The organism is Knoellia sp. S7-12, assembly GCF_040518285.1.
Taxonomy (GTDB): Bacteria; Actinomycetota; Actinomycetes; order Actinomycetales; family Dermatophilaceae; genus Knoellia.
The window spans coordinates 2,253,704-2,274,908 of sequence record NZ_CP155449.1; the positions used below are offsets into that span (position 1 = coordinate 2,253,704).

General features: G+C 67.5%; 22 protein-coding genes. 5 read left to right on the forward strand and 17 right to left on the reverse strand.

All coding sequences use genetic code 11. From position 1 onward, the window contains the following. Positions 1-3: 3 nt before the first annotated feature. The 10 genes from V6K52_RS10905 to V6K52_RS10950 all read right to left on the reverse strand — a co-directional run bounded on the left by V6K52_RS10905 (position 4) and on the right by V6K52_RS10950 (position 9,163). Positions 4-564, reverse strand: a complete 561-nt coding sequence (locus V6K52_RS10905; RefSeq protein ID WP_353950140.1) for an adenine phosphoribosyltransferase — start codon at positions 562-564, stop codon at positions 4-6. A gap of 4 nt (positions 565-568) precedes the next feature. Next, positions 569-1,765, reverse strand: coding sequence for a protein translocase subunit SecF (gene secF / locus V6K52_RS10910; RefSeq protein ID WP_353950141.1), 1,197 nt, complete (start codon positions 1,763-1,765; stop codon positions 569-571). After that, on the reverse strand, positions 1,762-3,645 hold the full coding sequence (gene secD / locus V6K52_RS10915; protein ID WP_353950142.1) for a protein translocase subunit SecD: 1,884 nt from the start codon (positions 3,643-3,645) through the stop codon (positions 1,762-1,764). The genes secF and secD overlap by 4 nt, the downstream gene beginning before the upstream one ends. Before the next feature lie 11 nt (positions 3,646-3,656). Then, positions 3,657-3,986, reverse strand: coding sequence for a preprotein translocase subunit YajC (gene yajC, locus V6K52_RS10920; RefSeq protein WP_353950143.1), 330 nt, complete (start codon positions 3,984-3,986; stop codon positions 3,657-3,659). A 139-nt stretch (positions 3,987-4,125) separates the two neighbouring features. Continuing rightward, a complete protein-coding gene (gene ruvB, locus V6K52_RS10925; protein WP_353953765.1) occupies positions 4,126-5,229 on the reverse strand; it encodes a Holliday junction branch migration DNA helicase RuvB in 1,104 nt (367 codons plus the stop codon). A gap of 83 nt (positions 5,230-5,312) precedes the next feature. Beyond that, positions 5,313-5,918 (reverse strand): Holliday junction branch migration protein RuvA, encoded by a 606-nt coding sequence (gene ruvA, locus V6K52_RS10930; RefSeq protein WP_353950144.1) that lies wholly within the window; start codon positions 5,916-5,918, stop codon positions 5,313-5,315. Continuing rightward, complete coding sequence (gene ruvC / locus V6K52_RS10935) at positions 5,915-6,427, reverse strand: crossover junction endodeoxyribonuclease RuvC (RefSeq protein WP_353950145.1); 513 nt, start codon at positions 6,425-6,427, stop codon at positions 5,915-5,917. The genes ruvA and ruvC overlap by 4 nt, the downstream gene beginning before the upstream one ends. 85 nt (positions 6,428-6,512) lie before the next feature. Further along, positions 6,513-7,283 carry a YebC/PmpR family DNA-binding transcriptional regulator gene (locus V6K52_RS10940; protein ID WP_353950146.1) on the reverse strand — a complete coding sequence of 257 codons (771 nt, stop codon included), beginning with the start codon at positions 7,281-7,283 and terminating at the stop codon, positions 6,513-6,515. 100 nt (positions 7,284-7,383) lie between these two features. Then, on the reverse strand, positions 7,384-7,986 hold the full coding sequence (gene pdxT / locus V6K52_RS10945) for a pyridoxal 5'-phosphate synthase glutaminase subunit PdxT (protein ID WP_353950147.1): 603 nt from the start codon (positions 7,984-7,986) through the stop codon (positions 7,384-7,386). A gap of 10 nt (positions 7,987-7,996) precedes the next feature. Continuing rightward, complete coding sequence (locus V6K52_RS10950) at positions 7,997-9,163, reverse strand: hypothetical protein (protein ID WP_353950148.1); 1,167 nt, start codon at positions 9,161-9,163, stop codon at positions 7,997-7,999. 52 nt (positions 9,164-9,215) lie between these two features. Here V6K52_RS10950 and V6K52_RS10955 point away from each other — a divergent pair, with 52 nt between their 5' ends. From V6K52_RS10955 to fdhD, 4 genes are read left to right on the forward strand one after another with little or no spacing between them, the layout of a single operon-like run. After that, positions 9,216-9,761, forward strand: coding sequence for a GNAT family N-acetyltransferase (locus tag V6K52_RS10955; RefSeq protein ID WP_353950149.1), 546 nt, complete (start codon positions 9,216-9,218; stop codon positions 9,759-9,761). Continuing rightward, entirely contained in the window at positions 9,758-11,014 is a 1,257-nt protein-coding gene (locus V6K52_RS10960; protein ID WP_353950150.1) for an aminotransferase class V-fold PLP-dependent enzyme, read from the forward strand. Before V6K52_RS10955 ends, V6K52_RS10960 begins: the two co-directional genes overlap by 4 nt. A 19-nt stretch (positions 11,015-11,033) precedes the next feature. Then, entirely contained in the window at positions 11,034-13,316 is a 2,283-nt protein-coding gene (locus V6K52_RS10965; protein WP_353950151.1) for an FdhF/YdeP family oxidoreductase, read from the forward strand. Further along, a complete protein-coding gene (gene fdhD, locus V6K52_RS10970; RefSeq protein ID WP_353950152.1) occupies positions 13,316-14,122 on the forward strand; it encodes a formate dehydrogenase accessory sulfurtransferase FdhD in 807 nt (268 codons plus the stop codon). The genes V6K52_RS10965 and fdhD overlap by 1 nt, the downstream gene beginning before the upstream one ends. 93 nt (positions 14,123-14,215) lie before the next feature. Here the strand turns inward: fdhD and V6K52_RS10975 are convergent, their stop codons facing one another. Genes V6K52_RS10975 through V6K52_RS11005 form a run of 7 tightly spaced genes read right to left on the reverse strand, consistent with a single transcriptional unit; the run spans position 14,216 to position 19,603 of the window. Further along, positions 14,216-14,680 (reverse strand): hypothetical protein, encoded by a 465-nt coding sequence (locus V6K52_RS10975; protein ID WP_353950153.1) that lies wholly within the window; start codon positions 14,678-14,680, stop codon positions 14,216-14,218. A 31-nt stretch (positions 14,681-14,711) separates the two neighbouring features. Further along, a complete protein-coding gene (gene pdxS, locus V6K52_RS10980) occupies positions 14,712-15,644 on the reverse strand; it encodes a pyridoxal 5'-phosphate synthase lyase subunit PdxS (protein WP_353950154.1) in 933 nt (310 codons plus the stop codon). Between the two features lie 21 nt (positions 15,645-15,665). Beyond that, positions 15,666-16,253 (reverse strand): hypothetical protein, encoded by a 588-nt coding sequence (locus V6K52_RS10985; protein ID WP_353950155.1) that lies wholly within the window; start codon positions 16,251-16,253, stop codon positions 15,666-15,668. Then, on the reverse strand, positions 16,250-17,440 hold the full coding sequence (locus V6K52_RS10990) for a glycosyltransferase family 4 protein (RefSeq protein WP_353950156.1): 1,191 nt from the start codon (positions 17,438-17,440) through the stop codon (positions 16,250-16,252). The genes V6K52_RS10985 and V6K52_RS10990 overlap by 4 nt, the downstream gene beginning before the upstream one ends. Then, positions 17,437-18,390, reverse strand: a complete 954-nt coding sequence (locus V6K52_RS10995; protein ID WP_353950157.1) for a phosphatidylinositol mannoside acyltransferase — start codon at positions 18,388-18,390, stop codon at positions 17,437-17,439. Before V6K52_RS10995 ends, V6K52_RS10990 begins: the two co-directional genes overlap by 4 nt. Next, complete coding sequence (gene pgsA / locus V6K52_RS11000; RefSeq protein ID WP_353950158.1) at positions 18,387-19,028, reverse strand: phosphatidylinositol phosphate synthase; 642 nt, start codon at positions 19,026-19,028, stop codon at positions 18,387-18,389. Before pgsA ends, V6K52_RS10995 begins: the two co-directional genes overlap by 4 nt. A 26-nt stretch (positions 19,029-19,054) precedes the next feature. Then, complete coding sequence (locus V6K52_RS11005) at positions 19,055-19,603, reverse strand: HIT domain-containing protein (RefSeq protein WP_353950159.1); 549 nt, start codon at positions 19,601-19,603, stop codon at positions 19,055-19,057. 233 nt (positions 19,604-19,836) lie between these two features. Between V6K52_RS11005 and V6K52_RS11010 the strand changes: the two genes are divergently transcribed. Beyond that, a complete protein-coding gene (locus V6K52_RS11010) occupies positions 19,837-21,144 on the forward strand; it encodes an MFS transporter (protein WP_353950160.1) in 1,308 nt (435 codons plus the stop codon). The last annotated feature ends 61 nt before the right edge of the window (positions 21,145-21,205 follow it).

Genomic DNA, 21,205 nt, shown 5'->3' on the forward strand with positions numbered 1-21,205 from the left:
AGTCTAGGCGTCCTCCGCGCCGGTCACGACATGCAGGGCGTGCACCGAGCGCTCCCCCATCGCCTCGCGTCCGCCGAGGAAGGCGAGCTCGACGATCGTCTCGAAGCCCACGACGTCTGCGCCGGACTCAGCCAAGAGGTCCCAGGCCGCAATGGCGGTCCCTCCGGTGGCGAGCACGTCATCGACGAGCAGAACACGCTGCCCCGGTGACACGGCATCGGAGTGGATCTCGATCGTCGCCGTGCCGTACTCGAGGGCGTAGCTCCGCTGCACCGTCTCGCCGGGCAGCTTGCCCGCCTTGCGCACCGGGATGAACCCGACGCCCAGCTCGAGAGCCAACGCGGCTCCGATGATGAAACCGCGCGCTTCGACACCCGCCACCGCGTCGATCGGCTGCGCCGATTTTGAAGCCGAGGTATGCCGTGCCGCAAGTTCGCGGATCACCGCACCGAACGCGTCGCCGTCGCCCACAAGCGGGGTGATGTCCTTGAACACCACGCCCGGCTTCGGGAAGTCGGCGACATCGCGCAGACGACTGGCGACCAGGTCGCTGACACCGCTCATGTCACTAGCTGCGACGTGACTTGGGTGGACGCTTGGGCTGGTTGCGCGGACCCGACTGGGCGTACTTGTGCACCTGTCGGCCGGTGACGGTCGAGGACTCCTCGCCCTCGGCCATGGGCGCCGACGACGTGAGCACGAACTCGTCGTCCGAGGCCGTCGTTGCACCGTCAGTGACAGGGCCCGCCGACGAGGGTCCCGCCGAAACGGCAACGGCCTCCTTGGCACGCTTGGCCTGAGCGCGAGCGGCCCGCTTGTCCAGCTCGAGGACAGAGGCGTCCTTGTTGCGCAGGCTCACGAGAAGCGGCGTCGCGAGGAAAATCGACGAGTAGGCCCCGATCAGGATGCCGACGAAGAGCACGAGCGCGAGGTCGAGCAGCGTGCCCGGGCCGAGGAAGATGAAACCGACGACCATGACCGCGAGGATCGGCAGGATGCCGATGACCGTGGTGTTGATCGAGCGCACGATCGTCTGGTTGACCGCGAGATTGGCAGCCTGGGCGAACGAGAGTCGTCCGTTGCCGAAGGCCTCGTTGGTGTTCTCTCGCACCTTGTCGAACACGACGACCGTGTCATAGATCGAGTAGCCGAGGACGGTGAGGAAGCCGATCATCGTGGCAGGCGAGACCTCGAACCCGGTGAACGAGTAGATGCCGACGGTGATGACAAGGTCGTGGGCCAGGGCAATCAGTGCGGCCAGGGCCATCTTCCAGTTGCGGAAGTAGATCGCCAGGACTGCAGCCACGAGGACAAGGAAGATCACCAGGGCACGAAGCGCCTGCTTCGTGACCGAGTCACCCCATGAGGGACCGATGAAGGTCGAGCTCACGTTGTCCGGGATGACCTTGAACGTCTGGGCGAGCTCAGTGGCCACCCGAGCGCTCTCGGCGTCGTCCAGACGCTCGGTCTGCACTCGGACCGTGTTGATCCCGAGCTTGGAGACGCGCACACCCTGGGAGTCGTCCGCGGTACCAAGCGCGTCACGAGCCTTGAACTCGTAGTCGCTCGGGAGCGAGGTGGTCGTGACCCGGAACTCCGAGCCACCGCTGAACTCGAGGCCCAGGTTGAGCTTGTTGATTCCGAGCCCCGCAACGCCGATCGCCATGAGGAGGAGCGACACGAGATAGAACGATTTGCGCTTGGCGACAACCGGGATCGACCGCCTGCCGGTGTAGAGGTCGTTTCCGAGATCGGAGAACTTCACAGGACACTCCCTTCGGCGCCCGCAGTGCGGGGCGGGTTCGCGCCTGCAGTGCGGGGCGGGTTCGCGCCCGCAGTGCGGGGCGGGTTCGTCGTGAACCGGCCACGGCCGGCATACGAGGTCTTCTTCACGGCACCGAGCTTGTCCGGGTCAAGGCCCGACATCGGGTGCCCGCCCCGGAAGAACGGAAGGCGCGCGAGGAGCGTGACCAACGGGTGGGTGAAGAAGAAGACGATGAGAATGTCGAGCAGCGTCGTCAGTCCGAGGGTGAACGCGAAGCCACGCACACTCGAGCTCGCCAGCAGGTAGAGCACGATGGCCGCGAGGAAGTTCACGCCGTCGGCGATGAGGATCGTGCGCTTGGCACGGGCCCAGCCAGTGGCGACGGCGCTCTCGAGGGAACGTCCCTCACGCAACTCGTCACGGATGCGTTCGAAGTAGACGATGAACGAGTCTGCGGTGAAGCCGATGGCGACGATGAGGCCCGTCACACCGGCCATGTCGAGTCGGTAGTTGTGGGACCACCCGAGAATCGTGATGGCGAGGTAGGTGAGCAGCCCTGCCACGAGGATCGACGCGATGGTCACGAATCCGAGTACGCGGTACTGGGCAAGCGAATACAGGACGACGAGCAGAAGCCCGATGAGTCCGGCATACAGGCCGTAGCGCAGTTGCTCGCCACCGAGGGTGGGGCTGATCTGCTCTCGCGTCTGGAGGTCGAACGAGATCGGCAGAGCACCGAACTTCAGCGTCTGAGCCAGGTCGCGGGCCTCAGTGATACCGAAGCCACCAGTGATGCTGGCCTTGCCGTCGAGGATCGCCTCGTTGAACGACGGAGCCACGATCACGCGCGAGTCGAGGGTGGCAGCGAGCTGGTTCTGCGGCTGCTGCAGCACAACCATCTTGCGCGAGACATCGGCGTACTGCTCGGCACCCTCACCGTTGAGGGAGAGCTGGATCTCGACGGTGCTCGTCTGCTGGCCCTGCGGCGACGTCTGGTAGCCGGCGCTGGCATCGGAGATCTTGTCACCCGAGACGACGACCGGGCCGAGGATGTATTTGGCAGCGCCATCGGCGTCGCACGTGACGATGGCCTTGGAGTCGTCGTCGACGAGAGCGTCGAGGGCGCCGTCCTTGCTGCAGTCGAGCTGGGTGAACGCCGCGGTGAGCTCGGGGGTGATCTGCTCGAGGCTGTAGGGATCGCCGGCCGCCGGGGCCGAAGCGGATCCGCTCGGGCTCGGGGATGCGCTCGGAGATGCGCTCGGAGCAGCGGAGGGCGAGGTCGACGGCGACGGCGACGGCGACGGCGACGGGCTGGGCTCAGTGGTGAAGGCCTGTGGGATCGCCGAATTGTTGGTGGGCGACGGGCTGGCCGGGTTGGCGGAGGGAACGCTGGCCGACGGTGATGCGCTCGGCGAGGCACTTGGCGTAGGTGAGCCACTCGGGACCGGGCTGGCCGATCCACTTGGAGTGGCCGACGGGACGGGTTGCGGTGAGCCGGCAGCGATGGCAAGAACCGGACGGAACTGCAACTGCGAGGAGCGACGGATCGCGTCCTCGTCAGCCTTGCTCGGGGTGCCGGGCATGCTCACGACGATGTTGCGGCCATTTTGGGTGGTGACCTCGGCGCCGGCGACACCGCCAGCGTCGACGCGCTGGACGATGATGTCGCGCGCCTGGGTGATCTGGTCGGGCGAGACCGTATTGCCGCCGGTGACACGCGGCTGCAGGATGATCTGCGTGCCACCCTCAAGGTCGAGGCCGAGCTTGGGGGCATAGCTGCCGTTGCTGAACTGGTTGGCACTGAACAGCCCGGCTATGAGGGCAATCGTCAGGACCCCGATGGCGCCCAGCGCACGGCGCGCAAAAGACGCGTGACTCATCTGCGCCATGGTCAGTCGACCTCGGGGGTCGCGTCGGGGTCACGGTTCATCGAGGTGTCGGCGTCGTCCGTGCGCGAGCCGGGCTGCTTGAGCCCGATCGCGCGACGGTCGACGCGCACCTGAACGCCGGGCGCGATCTCGAGGTTCGCGGCCACATCGTCGAGCGTGATGATCGTGCCGTAGAGGCCCGAGGTCAGGATCACCTCGTCACCGACGGTGAGTGCTGCCTGGAAGTCCTGCGTCTGCCGTCCACGCTTGCGCTGGCTGAGCATGAGGAATGCCAGCAGAGCGAGTGGGAGGGCGAGAACGAGGAGGTTGCCGACGCCGGCACCGGAATTCATGAAGTGTCCTTCGAGTCTGGTTCAGTGCACCCGCAACGCTGCCGGGCACGTCAATGGCCCGGGCGACGCCGGGCCGAGCCAGCATAGGTGACGGGTTCATCCTCGACCAACGCGCGACACCCGCAGGGAGTGCCCGAACTCAGCCGCCGAGTCGGCCCGGCCCGTCGCCCAGCGGCAAAACGTCCTGGGCGAGAACGTCGCGCGGCGCAGTGAGACCCAAATGTGTCCAAGCCTTGACCGATGCGGCTCGGCCGCGAGGTGTGCGCACCATGAATCCTTCACGCACGAGATAGGGCTCAGCGACGGTCTCGACGGTGTCGGACTCCTCCCCCACGGCGATCGCCAGGGTCGACAGTCCGACGGGGCCGCCACCGAAGCGGCGGCACAGGGCATCGAGCACGGCCCGGTCGAGTCGGTCGAGGCCGGCATCGTCGACGTCGAACAGCCGCAACGCTTGGTGCGCTGCCTCGAGGTCGACGTTGCCGTTGCCGTGGACCTGGGCCCAGTCGCGCACCCGGCGCAGCAGCCGGTTGGCGATGCGGGGTGTGCCGCGTGAGCGCCCGGCGATCTCGGTGATGCCTGCCTCGTCGGCATCCACGCCGAGAAGCCCTGCCGAACGCCGCAGGATCGTGACGAGGTCACTCGCGTCGTAGTAGTCGAGGTGGCCGGTGAACCCGAACCGGTCACGCAGCGGTGCCGGCAGCAGCCCCGAGCGCGTCGTCGCGCCGACCACCGTGAAGGGCGACAGCTCCAACGGGATGGCCGTGGCACCCGGACCCTTGCCGACGATGACGTCGACCCGGAAGTCCTCCATTGCGAGATAGAGCATCTCCTCGGCGGCACGCGACATGCGGTGGATCTCGTCGAGGAAGAGCACCTCGCCCTCATCGAGCGAAGAGAGCACCGCCGCGAGGTCACCGGCATGCTGGATGGCTGGGCCGGACGTGATCCGGATCGGACGCTCCAGCTCAGCGGCCACGATCAACGCCAGAGTCGTCTTGCCGAGCCCGGGTGGTCCCGACAGCAGGATGTGGTCGGGCACGCTCCCCCGACGCCGCGCCGCCTCAAGGACGAGCCCCAGCTGGTCACGCACTCGCGTCTGCCCGGGGAACTCGGACAGCCGCTTGGGTCGCAGGGCCGCTTCGACGACCCGCTCGTCGTCGCTGTCGGCACCCGCGTCGACGATCCGCGCCGTGGCATCGAGCGACCCGTCGGAATAGCGGTCGTCACCGCCCTCGGCCATCTCCGCCTCGACGATGTCGGACCGGAAACCCTTGATGCTGCCGCCCGGGTCGTCTGCGCTCGTCGCCGTGGGTTCTGGTGAGGTCATCGGCCCAGCTCGCGCAGCGCCATCCTCAGCAGCGCCGCCACCGAGGCCTCGGGATCAGCAGCCGCTGACACCGACGCCACCGCATCGGTGGCCTGTTTGGCCGACCAGCCCAGACCGACGAGTGCTTCGGCCACCTGGTCACGCTTGGCGTCTCCGAGGGAAGCGGCGGAGGGGGTGACGCCGGCACCCGGCGAGCCGGACGGCATACCCACTTTGTCCTTGAGCTCGAGGACGAGACGTTCGGCGCTCTTCTTGCCCACGCCGGGGATCTTGGTGAGCGTCGCGAGGTCGCCAGCGCGCAGTGCGGCACTGACCTCGTCGGGGGTGAGCACCGACAACATGGCCAGCGCGAGGCGAGGTCCGACACCGGACACGGTCTGGACCGTCTCGAACATGTCGCGCTCGGACGGCAAACCAAAACCAAAGAGCGTCAGTGAGTCCTCGCGCACGACCAGGGTCGTCGACACCGTGACGTCCTGGCCCGTGCGCACTTCACCGGCAGTGCGCGGGGTGGTGTGGACGAGCATCCCGACACCGCCGACCTCGATGATGACACGGTCGAGGCCGACGTGGCCGACCTTGCCGGTGAGCGACGCGATCATCGGACGCTCGCCTTGGCGAGAGCCTCGAGGCGGGCGGTTGCCGCCCCGCGCCACAGGTGGCAGATCGCCAGCGCCAACGCGTCGGCGGCATCGGCCGGCTTTGGCGGTGAGTCCAGTTTGAGGATGCGAGTGACCATGGCGGTCACCTGTGCCTTGTCGGCGCGACCGCTGCCGGTCACGGACGCCTTGACCTCGGTCGGCGTGTGAAAGACGACGGGTATGCCGCGTTTGCCGGCTGTGAGGAGCGCGATCGCCGTCGCGTGGGCGGTGTTCATGACCTGGGTGACATTGGTGTCGGCAAAGACCCGCTCGACTGCCATGACGTCGGGGGTGAACTTGTCGAGCCAGCCGTAGAGCTCACGCTCGAGGAAGATCAGGCGCTGCGACGGCTCGGCGTCCGAGGGGGTGCGCACCACACCGACCGCGACCATTGACGCGCGACCAGCTCTGCCATCGACGACGCCGAGGCCGCACCGGGTGAGACCGGGATCCATCCCGAGAACGCGCACACGCGCCGCCTTCCATCGCAACCGAACAGGTGTTCGGTGCCACGCTACACAGCGTGATGGAGGGCGGCGCGCAGCAACACGCTGGTCACTCCTCGTCGTTCAACTCCGCGAGGACGTCGTCGGGGATGTCGCCATTGGCGAACACGTCCTGGACGTCATCGGAGTCCTCGAGGGCGTCGATGACGCGAATCATCTTCTTGGCCCCGTCGAGGTCCAGTTCGATCTGGAGGTTGGGGACCCACGACGCCTCGGCAGAGTCGTAGTCGATGCCGGCGTCCTGGACGGCCTTGCGAACGGACACGAAGTCGGTCGCCTCGGAGACGATTTCGAACGCCCCGCCCAGGTCGTTGACCTCGTCGGCTCCGGCCTCGAGCACGATCTCAAGAATGCCGTCTTCACTGAGCTCGGTCTCGCCCTGTTCCTTGGGGACGACGACGACACCCTTGCGGTCGAAGACATAGGCCACCGAGCCCGGGTCTCCGAGCTGCCCACCGTTGCGCGTGAGCGCCGTGCGGACCTCGGCGGCGGCGCGGTTGCGGTTGTCGGTGAGGCACTCGATGAGGATCGCGACACCACCGGGCGCGTAGCCCTCATAGGTGATCGTCTCCCAGTCGGAGCCGCCCGCCGTCGCACCGGAGCCGCGCTTGACCGCGTTGTCGATGTTGTTGTTGGGCACCGAGCTCTTCTTGGCCTTCTGGATGGCGTCATAGAGCGTCGGGTTGCCGGTGATGTCACCGCCGCCGGTGCGGGCCGCGACCTCGATGTTCTTGATCAGCTTGGCGAAGAGCTTGCTGCGCTTGGCGTCGACGACGGCCTTCTTGTGCTTCGTCGTCGCCCATTTGGAGTGGCCGGACAAGGTGTCTCCTCGTGCTGTCGAACGTTCAGGACTCGCCGACGATCCTAAGCCGTATGCCGCGTGCTCCGGTGAGGACGGCCCACCGGGCGGCTCTGCCTCGTCAGGCGCGGCGGACGACGTCGGCGAAGAACGCGTGGACGCGATGGTCGCCGGTGACCTCGGGATGGAAGCTCGTGGCGAGGAGGTTGCCCTGGCGCACGGCCACGGGGTGGTCCGCTCCCCCGACGTGCACCGAGGCCAGGACCTGGACATCGGCACCGATCTCCTCGACCCATGGCGCCCGGATGAAGACGGCCTGGACCGGCTCAGGCCCGAGCTCGCGGATGCGCAGATCCTCCTCGAACGAGTCCACCTGCCGCCCGAAAGCGTTGCGGCGCACCGTGATGTCGAGACCGCCGAGGGTTTGCTGCTCACGGTGCCCGTCAAGGATCCGGTCGGCGAGCATGATCATGCCGGCGCAGGAGCCGTAGGCCGGCAGGCCAGCCCTGAGTCGCTCGACGAGAGGCTCGCGGAGGTCGAAGATCCGCACCAGCTTGTCCATCGTCGTGGACTCGCCACCGGGGATGACGAGCCCATCGATCGCCTCGACCTCACTTGGTCGTCGGACCGCGACGGCCCGCGCGCCCGCCAGTTCCAAGGCGTGGACGTGCTCACGCACGTCACCCTGGACGGCAAGGACTCCGATGGTCGGCTGGGCTGTCACGACCGGAATGTTACGGGCGCCGAAGGCGTAGCCACGCCAACAGGCGGCCAAGGCCCACGAGGGAGGCTGGGATCGAGATCGCACACCCCACGAGTTGTGCCACATCCCAGCCGTCCGCCCGACCTCCAACCCAGTCGGCGATGTTCTCGCCCGCAAGTGGGAGCAGCAGGATGATCCACGCGGCGTACACCATCGAGACCCACGGAACCCGATCTGCCTGCAGCGGCCCGCCTGCCACGAGTGTGAGGAAATCCTTCCACGGCGACCCCGATGGCTCAGTGGTGTCAGCCCTTGGATCATCCCGCAGGTCAGCGCCGCCAAGGACCTCAACAGCCAGTGCGCCGGCCTCGCCCAGCCCCAACAGGTCGATCAGTTGGCTCGGTGAATCTGTGTGGGGGCCGCGTCGAAGCAGAGCGCGGATGAGCGTCATGTTGGCCTGCGCGGCGGGAGCCCCCACGCAGTCGGCGAGCGTCCGGGCATCGGCCGTCGGTTCGGCGAATTCGTCTGCATCCTCTGGCTCGGAGTTCTCCCAGCCGACAATCTGGGTTCCGCCAACGCGAAGGTGCGTGGTCCGCACCTTGCCGCCACGGAAGGCATCGAGAGTCCACGAGTCCGCGTACTGGCCAATGATCAGACCGGATTCCTTGCCTGTCGCGACAATCCCGTGGGCGACGGGCAAGAGGTTGTCATGGGGTGTGACGACGACCGACTGAGCATCGAGGTGCACGACACTGAGTTCGGTCTGCAGCACCGCTCTAGCGATCGCCCAGTTGTCTTCCGAAGGTGTCGTGACGACAAAGACCTGCCGACCAAAAGGCGGTCGGAAGCGGAGATCCGGGACCAGCAACTCTTCAAGACCCACTTGCCCGAGCAGGGCCTCGGCGTCCTCTCTCTCGATCTCGCGCTCGTCCTGGCCCGGTTCACGGACCTCGAGATCGCCCCACCCCGGCGACACCGACACCACGGGAGTTGCGCAGGCTGCCGCCAAATCCTGCAGCGCAGCCAGGTCGGGTCCGAACTCGTCCGGGGCGCCGGTCTCAGAGGTCTCGGGAAGCATGAGGTCCACATAGGTCACATCGCTCAGACCTGCGTGGACAATGCCCGAATGGCCGCCTGCCTCAACCCAAGCAGTGACATCAGGCGGGCAGGCACGGAGGCCAACTCGCACGGGGAACATGGTGGGGAGGCTAGTGCCATTGCGACCGGGGCATACCGTGCAGGTTGTGCCCGTGACGATCCGTGAACGCCGACCCGACGACATCCCTGAGCTCGTGGAGGTCCTGAGCGCCCAGGCGCCCTCGTCCGGGTACCCACACCGTTGGCCCCTTCCCTTCCCCGCCGAGGAGTTCCTCGTGCGTCCGGGTGAGCTCGGTGCGTGGGTCGCGATCGTCGACGGCAGGATCGCTGGCCACGTGGCGACGACCGACGTCAGCGCGAACTGGATGGCGGAGCACTGGTCGGCGGTCCTCGGACGCGCCGGCCACGAGCTCGGAGAGGTGTCGATCCTCTTCGTCGACCACACCCTCGCCGGCTCGGGAGTCGGTGGTGCTCTGCTGGAACGCGCGGTCAGCGAGATCCGAAGCCTCGGGCGCGAACCCGTCCTCGACGTCGTCGGTGAGGAGACCAAGGTCGGGCTCTTCTATCGACGCCGAGGCTGGGTCGTCGCCGGTCACGCACGACCGCAGTGGCTCCCCGTTGGTCAGCCCGACGTCGCATTCATGGTGCTGCCCGACACCGAAGCCGCGGCTGAGTCGGATGAGAGACTCGAGTCATGAGCGAAGCCGCCCCCGCTGATCCTGTTCGCGCACTCAGCCGGAAGGCCCGAGACCTCGATGCCGTTCATGCTGCGACGGATCGGCGCGACGCGTTCGTCCTGCCCGAGGGCCTGATCTATCTCGATGGCAACTCGCTCGGGGCCATGTCCAAGGCCGCGCGCGACGCAGCCGCCGACGCGGTGACGCGTCAATGGGGCGAGCAGCTCATCCGGGCCTGGAACGAGTCGGGCTGGTGGTCTGCCCCTGAACGCGTCGGTGACCGCATTGCCGAGTTGATCGGAGCTCCTGCGGGGTCAGTGGTGGTGGGTGACTCGACGACTATCAGCCTCTACAAGGCGGTGCATGCGGCCACTCGGCTTCGTCCGGGCCGGCGGGTGGTTCTCACCGATCCGGACTCCTTCCCCACTGACGTCCACGTCACCCGCGGCGTGTGCGAGCAGCTCGGCCTCACTCTCGAGCTTGTCTCCCCCAACGATGTTGAGGCTCGGCTTGCGGGCTCGAATGACGTTGCTCTTGCGGCCTATTCGCAGGTTGACTACCGCACCGGACAGCTCTGGGATCTCGCCGCCATCACCACAGCAGCCCACGATGCGGGTGCCCTCGTGTGCTGGGACCTCTGCCACTCGGCCGGCGTCATCGACGTGGGGCTGAGCGGCGGTGGCGCGGACTTTGCCGTCGGCTGCGGCTACAAATACCTCAGCGGCGGACCCGGCGCTCCGGCCTTCCTCTTCGTTGCGCCACAGCACCTCGGCGACTTCAACAACCCGATCCTCGGCTGGAACGGGCACGCCACCCCCTTCGCGATGTCGCCCGAACACATCCCTGCCGACGGCATCACCCGGGCCCGCGTGGGAACTCCCCCGGTGCTCGGGATCGCCACGCTGGAAGGCGCGCTCACGGCATACGACGGATTGAAGGTCGTTGACGTGAGGCGACGTTCGCTCTCGCTCACGGGATTCTTCGTCGAGTGTCTCGACGTCCTTGGTGTCGACCTTCCGGTTGTCACGCCACGGGACGACGCGCGCGGCTCGCAGGTGAGCCTGCGTCACCCCGAGGCGTATGCCGTGGTGCAGGCACTCATCGCCCGCGGAGTCATCGGCGACTTCCGTGAATCCGACATCGTGCGGCTGGGCTTTGCGCCGCTCTATCTGTCGCACGAGGACACCCTCACTGCAGCGGTGCACGTGCGGGACGTCATCGTCAGGCGCGAGTTCGAGCACGAGCAGTTCCGGGCCCGCGCGACCGTGACCTGACAGGGAGACAAGGATTCTGATGGGACGCAACGCACCGATCGACGACAAGGGCGACATCGACCTCGAGGTGGAGTCGCCCAAGACCTCCGCAGCTGGGGTCCCCGCTGTCGTGCGTTCGATGCGGATGTCCCTCGAACAGATGGGCGTCGTGAGGACGGCTCGAACGCTCCTGCGCATCAACCAGGACAAGGGTTTTGATTGCCCCGGGTGCGCCTGGCCCGACCCTGCGGAGTCGCACCGAGCAGAGTTCTGCGAGAACGGTGCCAAGGCTGTCGCTGAGGAGGCGACCCGTCGGCGGGTCACGCCGGAGTTCTTTGCCGAGCACTCGATCGCCTCGCTTCGTGAGAAGTCCGATCACTGGCTCGGTCAGCAGGGCCGGCTGACGACTCCGATGCACAAGCCGCAGGGTGCTGCCTACTACGAACCGGTGACGTGGGAGCGCGCGCTCGACATCGTGGCCGATCACCTGCGTGACCTGGACGACCCCGACCAGGCGATCTTCTACACGTCTGGTCGGACGAGCAACGAGGCCGCCTTCGCCTACCAGCTCTTCGTGCGCGAGTTCGGCACCAACAACCTCCCGGACTGCTCCAACATGTGCCACGAGTCGAGTGGCACCGCACTGAACGAGACGATTGGCATCGGCAAGGGCACGGTGACCCTGGACGACATCACCAAGGCCGACCTCATCCTCGTGGTCGGGCAGAACCCCGGCACCAATCATCCACGCATGCTCTCGACGCTGGAGACAGCCAAGGGCAACGGTGCTCGCGTCATCGCCATCAATCCGCTGCCAGAGGCCGGGCTGATGACGTTCCGCAACCCGCAGACGGTTCGCGGAGTTGTCGGCCCCGGCACCGCTCTGGCCGACCGCCATGTGGGTGTCCGACTCGGTGGCGACCAGGCACTGTTCCAGGCCGTCGGTCACCTGCTGCTCGAACGTGGTGTCGTCGACCACGAGTTCGTCGAGGGTCACACCTCCGGATTCGAGGTCTATGCCGCGGCACGCGCCACTCTCGATTGGCCCACCACGCTGACTGCCACCGGTCTCAACGAGGCCGACATCCGGGCATTGGCCGATGACGTGGCTGGCGCCGATCGGATCATCGTCTGCTGGGCCATGGGGATCACCCAGCACCGGCATGCGGTGGCGACGATCCAGGAGATGCTCAACGTCCTGTTGCTCGGGGGCCACATCGGCCGCGAGGGTGCCGGGGTGTGCCCGGTGCGCGGTCACTCCAACGTCCAGGGCGACCGGACGATGGGGATCTTCGAGCGACCATCGGCCGCCTTTCTCGACGCCCTCGACGCGGAGTTCTCGATCACCTCGCCGCGCGAGCACGGCGTGGACGCGGTCGACACCGTGCGCGCGTTGCGCGACCGACGAGCCACGGTCTTCTTTGCCATGGGCGGCAACTTCGTGCGCGCAATGTCCGACAGCGACGTCACCGAGGAAGCCCTCGAGGCCGCTGATCTCACCTGCCACGTGTCGACGAAGCTCAACCGCTCACACACGGTCACCGGGCGCGAAGCCCTCATCCTGCCGACGCTCGGACGCACCGAACGTGACGAGCAGGCCACCGGTGAACAGGTCGTCACGGTCGAGGACTCGATGGCCATGGTGCACGCCTCCCGCGGTCGGCTCGGGCCGGCCAGCCACACCCTGCTCAGCGAGGTGGCGATCGTGTGTGAGCTGGCCCGGCGGGTGCTGCCCGCCTCCCCTGTCGACTGGGCGGGCATGCGCGGCGACTACCGCGTCATCCGCGACCACATCTCACGGGTCGTGCCAGGCTTCGACCGCTTCGAGGAACGCATCCTCGACAAGGGCGGCTTCCAGCTGCCGTTGGCTCCGCGCCAGCGCGAGTTCAACGTCGAGGGTGGTCGGGCGCGCTTCTCGGTACACCCGCTGGAGTATCCGCAGTGCCCGCCCGGGAGGCTTCTGCTGCAGACGATCCGCAGCCACGATCAGTACAACACCACGATCTATGGGCTCGATGACCACTATCGCGGGGTGAGCGGTGGGCGACGGGTCGTCTTCGTCAACCCCTCGGACCTTGCTGCGTTGGGTCTCGCCGACGAGCAGCTGGTCGACATCGTGTCCGAGTGGCGGGGGGTGGATGGCAATGTCGAGCTGACCGAGCGACGGGCCGAGGAGTTTCGCGTGGTGGCCTACCCGACGGCACGAGGGTGCGCAGCGGCCTACTTCCCCGAGGCCAACGTGCTCGTCCCCCTCGACTCGACCGCGCGCGGCAGCAACACGCCGACCTCGAAGTCGGTCGTCATCCGTCTCGAGGCGCGCTGATGGGCCGGGTCACCTCGCGCCACAAGGTCGTCCGCATCGACCTCGACGGTGACGTGTCGCGGGCGATCGACACGGTCGCAGGTGAGGAGCCGCTGGAGATCCGCATCAACGGCGAGACGTTCACCATGACGATGAGGACGGCGGGCGCGGACGTCGATCTGGCTCACGGGTTGCTCCGCGCCGAGGGCGTCATCGCCCGTCGAGACGACGTGGTGTCGGCTGTCTTCTGCTCTGACCTCGACACCCTCAACGTCCTCAACCTGACGGTGCCCGGCCGCGACGCCCGCACGGCGGTGACGTCGACCCGCAACCTGGCCTCTCTCGGCGGGTGCGGGCTGTGCGGCACGACAGCTGTCGAAGCCATCGAGGCGGTCGTGAGGCAGAAGCCACCTGAGGTGCTGTGGACGGCCGAGCAGGTCGCGGCCTCCACCGATGAGTTGCGCTCTCGTCAGGTCGTGTTCGACAAGACTGGGGGCGTGCACGGTGCGGGGCTGGTGCCCGCTGAGAGCGATCGGTTGGCCATCGTCAGGGAGGACATCGGTCGCCACAACGCTGTCGACAAGGTGATTGGCGCTGCACTCATCACCGACGTCGAGACTGCTGGCGGGCTGCTCGTGGTGTCGAGCCGCGCGAGCTTCGAGATCGTCCAGAAGGCGGCTGTGTCCGGCATCTCGGTGCTGGCCTGTGTGTCAGCACCGTCATCACTGGCCATCGAGGCCGCAGACCGGCTCGGAGTCACCCTCGTGGCGTTCGCCCGAGGCCGGCGGATGAACGTCTACACCCACTCGCACCGCATCCCCCACTGACCGGGGGCTCCGGTCGAGATGATCAGGTCTTGGCGAGACGACCAGGTGTACCTGGACGCTTCACCAAGACCTGGTCGTCTGGGCGATCTTGACCTAGAAGCTCACCTGGGCACCGTCGCGACCGAGCATCGTCAGGAACGCCACGGCATACCCACGCTCACGGTGGTCCTTGAAGTCGTTGTCGACGAGGACGTTGATGTGCTCATGGCTCACGGTCAGGTTGATCCGCCCGGTGAGCGGGCTCTCGAGCCACACCTCCGACATCGCGAGGAAGGTGTTGCAGCCACCGCGGATCTGGTTGGTCGGGACGATCCAGGTCGGTGCGGTGGCGTTCTCCTCATGGAACCCGAGCCAGCCGTTCTCGATGCGCACGTGACCCCGCTGCCCCGAGAAGTTCGGGTGCTTGCCGTCCGCGGTGACGACGGCGTTCCAGGATCCGTTGGCCTCACCGGGCCTCACCGGAGCGAAGCCGGGCGCCCCACTGTTCTTGACGCGTCGCCCGTGACCGAACACGCGATAGAGGAAGTACAGGCCGCCGAGCATGACGGCGATCTGCACGACCCACAGGAGAACGGTGAGCGGCCTCAACTCACCAGCCGCGCTCGGACAGGCGGTGCGGCTCGGGGATCTCGTCGACGTTGATGCCGACCATGGCCTCGCCGAGGCCACGCGAGACCTTGGCGATCACGTCGGGGTCGTCGAAGAACGTGGTGGCCTTGACGATCGCCTCGGCTCGCTGGACCGGGTTGCCCGACTTGAAGATGCCCGAACCGACGAAGACACCCTCGGCACCGAGCTGCATCATCATCGCGGCATCCGCGGGAGTGGCGATGCCACCTGCGGTGAACAGGACGACGGGCAGCTTGCCCGCCTTTGCCACCTCCTTGACGAGCTCGACCGGTGCCTGCAGCTCCTTGGCGGCGACGTAGAGCTCGTCCTCGGGCAGGCCCTGGAGGAGGCGAATCTGCTGGCGGATCTGACGCATGTGGGTCGTGGCGTTGGAGACGTCGCCGGTCCCGGCCTCACCCTTGGAGCGAATCATTGCCGCGCCCTCGGTGATGCGGCGCAGCGCCTCTCCGAGGTTGGTCGCGCCGCAGACGAAGGGAACGGTGAAGTTCCACTTGTCGATGTGGTTGGCGTAGTCGGCCGGGGTCAGCACCTCGGACTCGTCGATGTAGTCGACACCGAGGGATTGGAGCACCTGTGCCTCGACGAAGTGTCCGATGCGGGCCTTGGCCATGACGGGGATCGAGACAGCCTCGATGATGGCGTCGATCATGTCGGGGTCGGACATGCGCGAAACGCCGCCCTGGGCTCGGATGTCGGCCGGAACACGCTCGAGGGCCATGACAGCGACCGCGCCGGCGTCCTCGGCAATCTTGGCCTGTTCGACGTTGACGACGTCCATGATGACGCCGCCCTTGAGCATCTCGGCCATGCCGCGCTTCACTCGGGTCGTGCCCGTGTGTGAGCTCTGTGAGGCGGCGGTCGGTGCGGTTTCGGAGGTGGGGGTCTCACTCATGCGCGCAAGTGTAGGGCCGCGTCAGTCGAGCACTGCAGGGGGAAGGTCGTCATCGAAGTCGACGCGCTGCGGCAGGGCTGCGTGGCCGGCGAGGCGGAACAGGCGGACGACCTTCTTGGCCCTCACTCGACGCACTTCGCGCACGGCGTCGTTGTGGAATCGGCGAGCCAGCTGGACCCTCAGGGCACTGGCTTCGACCCGGCTCAGACCATCCGCACCGGGGCTGCCCGGTTCGCTGCGCAGCGCGTCGACGGTCTGCTGCTGGAGCGCGGCCCGCAGCGTCTCGGTGAGGTCGCCCTCGGTGCTCTCGCGGCCGGCGAAGGTCTGCCCGTCGAGCGGGTCGTGGCTCAGCGGTTGGTGGGTGTGCCGCTCGAGTGCCTCGCTGGCTGCGTCGGCCAGGAGGAGCGACGTGGCCGGGTCGACGGACCCGCTGGTGGCGAGTTCGAGGGTTGCTTCGGCCCGACGCACCAGCTGCGCGTCGAGGGCCGACACTGCTCCTTCGACCTTGGCATGGAGTCGGTCGAGGCGCGATGCCGAGTAGGAGAGGTACCAGGCCGCGGCCAAAAGGACGAGGGCAATGATCGTGGAGACCTGCAGGACATCAATCACGCTTCACCTCTCACTGGCCAGCGCAGGCGGCTGAGCAGCCCCGCGCGCAGACTCGGCTCGACCGGGGAGTTGTCGGCGCCCTCGATCACGGTCTCGTAGACGGCCATCACGCGCTCGGCAACGACGCTCCAGTCGAAGGAGCGGGCCCGCCTCAGCCCGAGCTCGCGCAACCGAGCGCGCTCCTCGGGTGAGGCGACGAGGTCGATGACCGCCCTCGAGAGGGCCGCGGCGTCGCCCACGGGGAAGGTCTGTCCCGCCGGCGCAGGCCCAAGGACTGCGGTGAAAGCCTTGAGGTCGCTGGCGAGGACGGGTGCCCCGGAAGCCATGGCCTCGACGAGGACGATCCCGAAGCTCTCGCCACCGGTGTGCGGCGCGACATAGAGGTCGGCGCAGCGCAGCAAGGCGACCTTGTCTTCCTCGGAGACCGCCCCGAGGAACTCGGTCGCTGCCCTGACCCGAGGATCGAGACGCCCAGCGATCTCCTCGACCTCTCCCGGCCCGGCGACGATGAGGCGGGCACCCGGCAGCGCGTCGAGGATGGCCGGCATCGCGGCGACGATGACGGCCAGACCCTTGCGCGGCTCGTCGATGCGACCGAGGAAGGCCAGCGTGGGCCGCTCCGGCGTGCCCGTCCAACGGGTCACAGCACCGTCGGGTGCAAACCGTCTGATGTCGACGCCGTTGGGGATGATGTAGGCGTCGCCGCCGAGGTGGCGACGGACCGTGCCGCGAGCCTCCTCGGAGACCGCGATGCGGGCGCGGATCTTCTCGGTTGACGGACGCAGCAGCGGGTTGGCGGCGTGCATGGCGCGCGACCGGATGTTGGACGTGTGGAAGGTCGCGACGACCGGCTCGGACGAGGCCCAGAGCGCCATGACCGAGGCGCTCGGCGTGACGGGTTCGTGAAGGTGGAGCACGTCGAAGTCCCCCTCCTCGAGCCACCGGCTCACCCGTGAGGAGGTGACGGGGCCGAATGTCAGGCGTGCCACGGATCCGTTGTAGCGCACCGGAACTGACCGACCGCACGACGTCACGTATGCCGGTTGCGGACGTGTGTCGTCGTCGATCGGGGCGAGGACAGAGACCTCGTGGCCCTGCGCGATGAAGTACTCGGCGAGGTCGCGGACGTGAAACTGCACGCCCCCGGGCACGTCATAGGCGTAGGGGCAGACGAGCCCGATCCTCATGACGCCCCTGCCCGTGCGAGACGCTTCTGGTCGAGGTCCTTGGTGAAGACCGGCTGGAGCATGTGCCAGTCGGCGGTGTGGGTGCGGACGGCCTCGCCGAGGACGTCGGCACAGGCCTGGGTCATGGCCGACACCTTCTCGCGAGTCGTGCCGGACACGGGCACCGACACAGGTTCGTGGAAGGTGATGACGATCCCCCAACCGCCTCCCTCGCGAGGCTCGTGACGGATCGACACGGGGAAGAGCGGACGACGCGCCGCCAGGGCGAGGGCGGCCGGGCCAACGGCCATGCGCGCAGGCTCTCCGCAGAAGCTGACCTCGACGCCGTCCCGGGAGAGGTCGCGGTCGGACAGCAGCGGGATGAGTCCACGCCGTTGGGCGGCCTCACGAAGCAACGGGAAGGGCGCCGGCCCACCAGTGAGGGGGTGGATGGTCATGCCGAGCCCGGTGCGGAACTCGAGGAACTCCTTGAAGACCTCTTCGGGTTTGAGCCTTTCGGCCACAGTCGTCACCGGCCCGAGGTGCACCGCACCCCAGGCGCCGGCAAGGTCCCAGTTGCCGAGGTGTCCCAGGAAGCAGACGAGAGAACCGTCGGCGGCCAGGATCTCGCGCACGGGGCCGAGGCCCTCGGCCCGCACCCGGGCGGCGAGGGCGTCGGGCGAGAGGACCGGCAGGCGGAACGACTCGCAGTAGTAGCGCATGTAGGCCCGCATGCCGTCACGCACCAGGGCATCCAGCGCCGCGTCATCGAGCTCTGGACGCACCGTGGCGTAGTTGGAGCGCAGCCGCGCTCCGCCGCCTCGCGCAACGGTGAGATCAGCGATCCGGTCGAACAAGGCGTAGGCGGTGCGCTCCGGCATACGCCGAATGAGAGTCCACCCCAGACGGAAACCGGCCACCGTGACGACGTCGGTGGCGCGGGAGACGAGTCCTGAAGGGAAGGCGATCACGCGACGTCGAGGGCCTGTCGGCGCACCTCGAGCATCCGCTGCACCACGGTGACGAGGCTCGCGAGGGCAAGGAGGGCCAGCACCACGGTGAGGAAGATCTCGGGGAGGAACCACCCGACGAGGCCGGTCGTCACGAGGACCGCGACGAGGCGCTCTGCGCGCTCGGCGATGCCCACGTTGGCGGTCATGCCCAACCCTTCGGCGCGGGCCTTGGCGTAGGACACGACCATGCCAAGGATGAGGCACGCCAGTGCGAGAGCCGCCATGATGCCGGGCCGGACATGAAGGGTGCTGTCCGGACGCAGGCTCTGGCCACCTGCATAGAAGAGGACGAGACCGCTGAACACCGAGGCATCCGCGACGCGGTCGAGCGTCGAGTCGAGGTAGGCACCCCACAGGCTGGAGCGGCCGGAGCGGCGAGCCATGATGCCATCGACGGTGTCGGAGAACACGAATGCCGTGATGACGAGGGTGCCGACGAGGAACTCACCGCGCGGATAGAAGATCAACGCACCAAGGCTCACCCCGAGGGTTCCGACGACCGTCACGACGTCAGGGCTCACCCCGAGGCGCAGCAGGAGCGAGGCCAGCGGGGTGAACAGCTTCGTGAAGAAGGGGCGCGCGTACTTGTTGAGCATGGTGCGGTCAGCCTAGTGGGCCGGGCTCACTCCCCCGGCCAGGCGTCGGCCAAGCGTCGTCGCGCGTCCTCGAGCAGGACCGGGAGCGCCTTGGTCTGGCCGACAACCGGCAGGAAGTTCATGTCGCCGCCCCAGCGCGGCACGATGTGCTGGTGGAGGTGCGCCGCGACGCCAGCTCCGGCGACCTCGCCCTGGTTCATCCCGATGTTGTAGCCCTGCGGGCCCGACGACGCCTGAAGCGCCGTGATCGCGGCCTTGGTGAGGTCGGTGAACTCGGTCGTCTCCTCGTCGGTCAGGTCGACGTAGAGCGACACATGACGGTAGGGGCAGACGAGGACGTGCCCGGGGTTGTAGGGGAAGAGGTTCATCACGACGTAGCAGTGCTCGCCGCGATGGACGATGAGGCCGTCCTCGTCGTCCCGACCCGGTGCCGCACAGAACGGGCAGCCGTCGCCGGCGTCCTTGGACGGGCGCTCCCCCGTGACGTAGGCAAGCCGATGAGGAGTCCAGAGTCGGTCGAAGCCATCCGGCACCCCCGCGAAGTCCTCGGCGGCTGTCGTCGGAACATCACTCATGGCCACGATCCTAGACACGGCCCCAGGCGCGGCCCTCGTCACAGCCCCTCGCTGTGGTCGGAGGGCCGGGGCGTCGGCCCCTGCACGACGCCCCGGTCCCTCCACCCTTCAAGACGCAGTGGAGGGCCGTTTGGTTGCTTCAGCCCATGAACTTCTTTCGACGTTGTGGTCTTTTGTCTCGAACTGCGGTCTTCTGTTGTCGGTATCTGCCGAGCCGCGCAGGGTAGCGAGTCATGACCACCTCTCCGCCGACCACCACGGGCGCGGTCGATCAGGCCCGCGCCCACTCCCCCCGACAGCTCGCCGCAGCCTCGATCGGCAACCTCGTCGAGTGGTACGACTGGTACGCCTACAGCTTCCTCGCGGTCTACTTCGCGACGCAGGTGTTCCCCGAGTCCGAGTCCGGCCTGACTGCGCTCCTCAACACCTTCGCGATCTTTGCCGTCGGGTTCTTCTTCCGGCCGATCGGCGGACTGCTCATGGGTGTGGTGGCCGACCGGTTCGGCCGCAAACCCGCCCTCACCGCGACGATCCTGCTCATGGGTGCCGGCTCCTTGCTCATCGCGGTGCTGCCCACCTACGCGTCCGTCGGGATCCTCTCGCCGATTCTTCTCGTTCTGGCCCGCGTCATCCAGGGACTGTCGGTCGGTGGTGAGTTCGCCGCTGCGACAACGTTCCTCGTCGAGAGCGCTCCCCCCAAGCGGCGCGGCTTCTTCTCGAGCTTCCAGTACGTCTCGACCACCGCCGGCCAGCTCATGGCCTCGGGTCTCGCGGCCTACCTCGCCTCCACCCTCAGCGAGTCATCCATGAACTCGTGGGGCTGGCGCATCCCGTTCTTCGTCGGCGCCGCACTCTCCCTCGTCGGCCTCGCCATACGCGCCGGCGCACACGAGACCCTCGAGGGTGTCGAGGACCTCAAGAACAACAAGGCCGACCGTCCCGGGATCTTCGATGCGCTCAAGCACCACCCGCGCGAGTCGCTGCTCATCGTCGGCATCACCATCGCCGGCACGATCGCGTACTACACGTGGACGACGTACCTGCCGACCTACGCCCAGACCTACGCCGACGTCAGCAAATCCGATGCCCTCACTGCCGGGACGATTGCGCTGTTCTTCTTCGCGGCGCTGCAGCCGATCATGGGAATCCTCTCGGACCGCATCGGGCGCAGGCCCCTGCTCATCACGTTCGCTGCGTTCTTCGTCGTCGCCACCGTCCCTCTGCTGCGCCTGCTCGACACGTCGATGTCGCGGCTCCTGCTCGTCCAGTGCATCGGCATGGTCTTCCTCGCGATGTACACCTCGATCGCCGCGGCCGTGAACGCCGAGACGATCCCCGCCCGCGTGCGCGCCGCCGGCATCGGCTTCCCGTACTCGCTGTCCGTCGCCCTCTTCGGCGGCACCGCACCCTACATGGGCACCTGGTTCAAGAGCCAGGGGTGGGGCGAGGCGTTCCCCATCTACATCAGCGCGCTCTGCCTCATCTCGCTGCTCGTCTACGTCTTCGCGGTGAAGGAGACGGCACACGACCCGCTCCCGTGAGGTGAGCGGACGGCATACCGACAGGCATGGGGTATGCCGTCCGCTCACCGAGCGTGGTCAG

Coding starts and splice junctions, on each gene's coding strand:
- pgsA (WP_353950158.1), bottom strand. CDS start 19,028: ATGCTCAACAAGTACGCGCGCCCCTTCTTCACGAAGCTGTTCACCCCG.
- V6K52_RS10950 (WP_353950148.1), bottom strand. CDS start 9,163: ATGTTCCCCGTGCGAGTTGGCCTCCGTGCCTGCCCGCCTGATGTCACT.
- V6K52_RS10960 (WP_353950150.1), top strand. CDS start 9,758: ATGAGCGAAGCCGCCCCCGCTGATCCTGTTCGCGCACTCAGCCGGAAG.
- pdxS (WP_353950154.1), bottom strand. CDS start 15,644: ATGAGTGAGACCCCCACCTCCGAAACCGCACCGACCGCCGCCTCACAG.
- ruvB (WP_353953765.1), bottom strand. CDS start 5,229: ATGGCCGAGGGCGGTGACGACCGCTATTCCGACGGGTCGCTCGATGCC.
- V6K52_RS11005 (WP_353950159.1), bottom strand. CDS start 19,603: ATGAGTGATGTTCCGACGACAGCCGCCGAGGACTTCGCGGGGGTGCCG.
- fdhD (WP_353950152.1), top strand. CDS start 13,316: ATGGGCCGGGTCACCTCGCGCCACAAGGTCGTCCGCATCGACCTCGAC.
- ruvA (WP_353950144.1), bottom strand. CDS start 5,918: ATGATCGCGTCGCTCACCGGCAAGGTCGGCCACGTCGGCCTCGACCGT.
- V6K52_RS10905 (WP_353950140.1), bottom strand. CDS start 564: ATGAGCGGTGTCAGCGACCTGGTCGCCAGTCGTCTGCGCGATGTCGCC.
- yajC (WP_353950143.1), bottom strand. CDS start 3,986: ATGAATTCCGGTGCCGGCGTCGGCAACCTCCTCGTTCTCGCCCTCCCA.
- secD (WP_353950142.1), bottom strand. CDS start 3,645: ATGAGTCACGCGTCTTTTGCGCGCCGTGCGCTGGGCGCCATCGGGGTC.
- V6K52_RS10990 (WP_353950156.1), bottom strand. CDS start 17,440: ATGAGGATCGGGCTCGTCTGCCCCTACGCCTATGACGTGCCCGGGGGC.
- V6K52_RS11010 (WP_353950160.1), top strand. CDS start 19,837: ATGACCACCTCTCCGCCGACCACCACGGGCGCGGTCGATCAGGCCCGC.
- V6K52_RS10965 (WP_353950151.1), top strand. CDS start 11,034: ATGGGACGCAACGCACCGATCGACGACAAGGGCGACATCGACCTCGAG.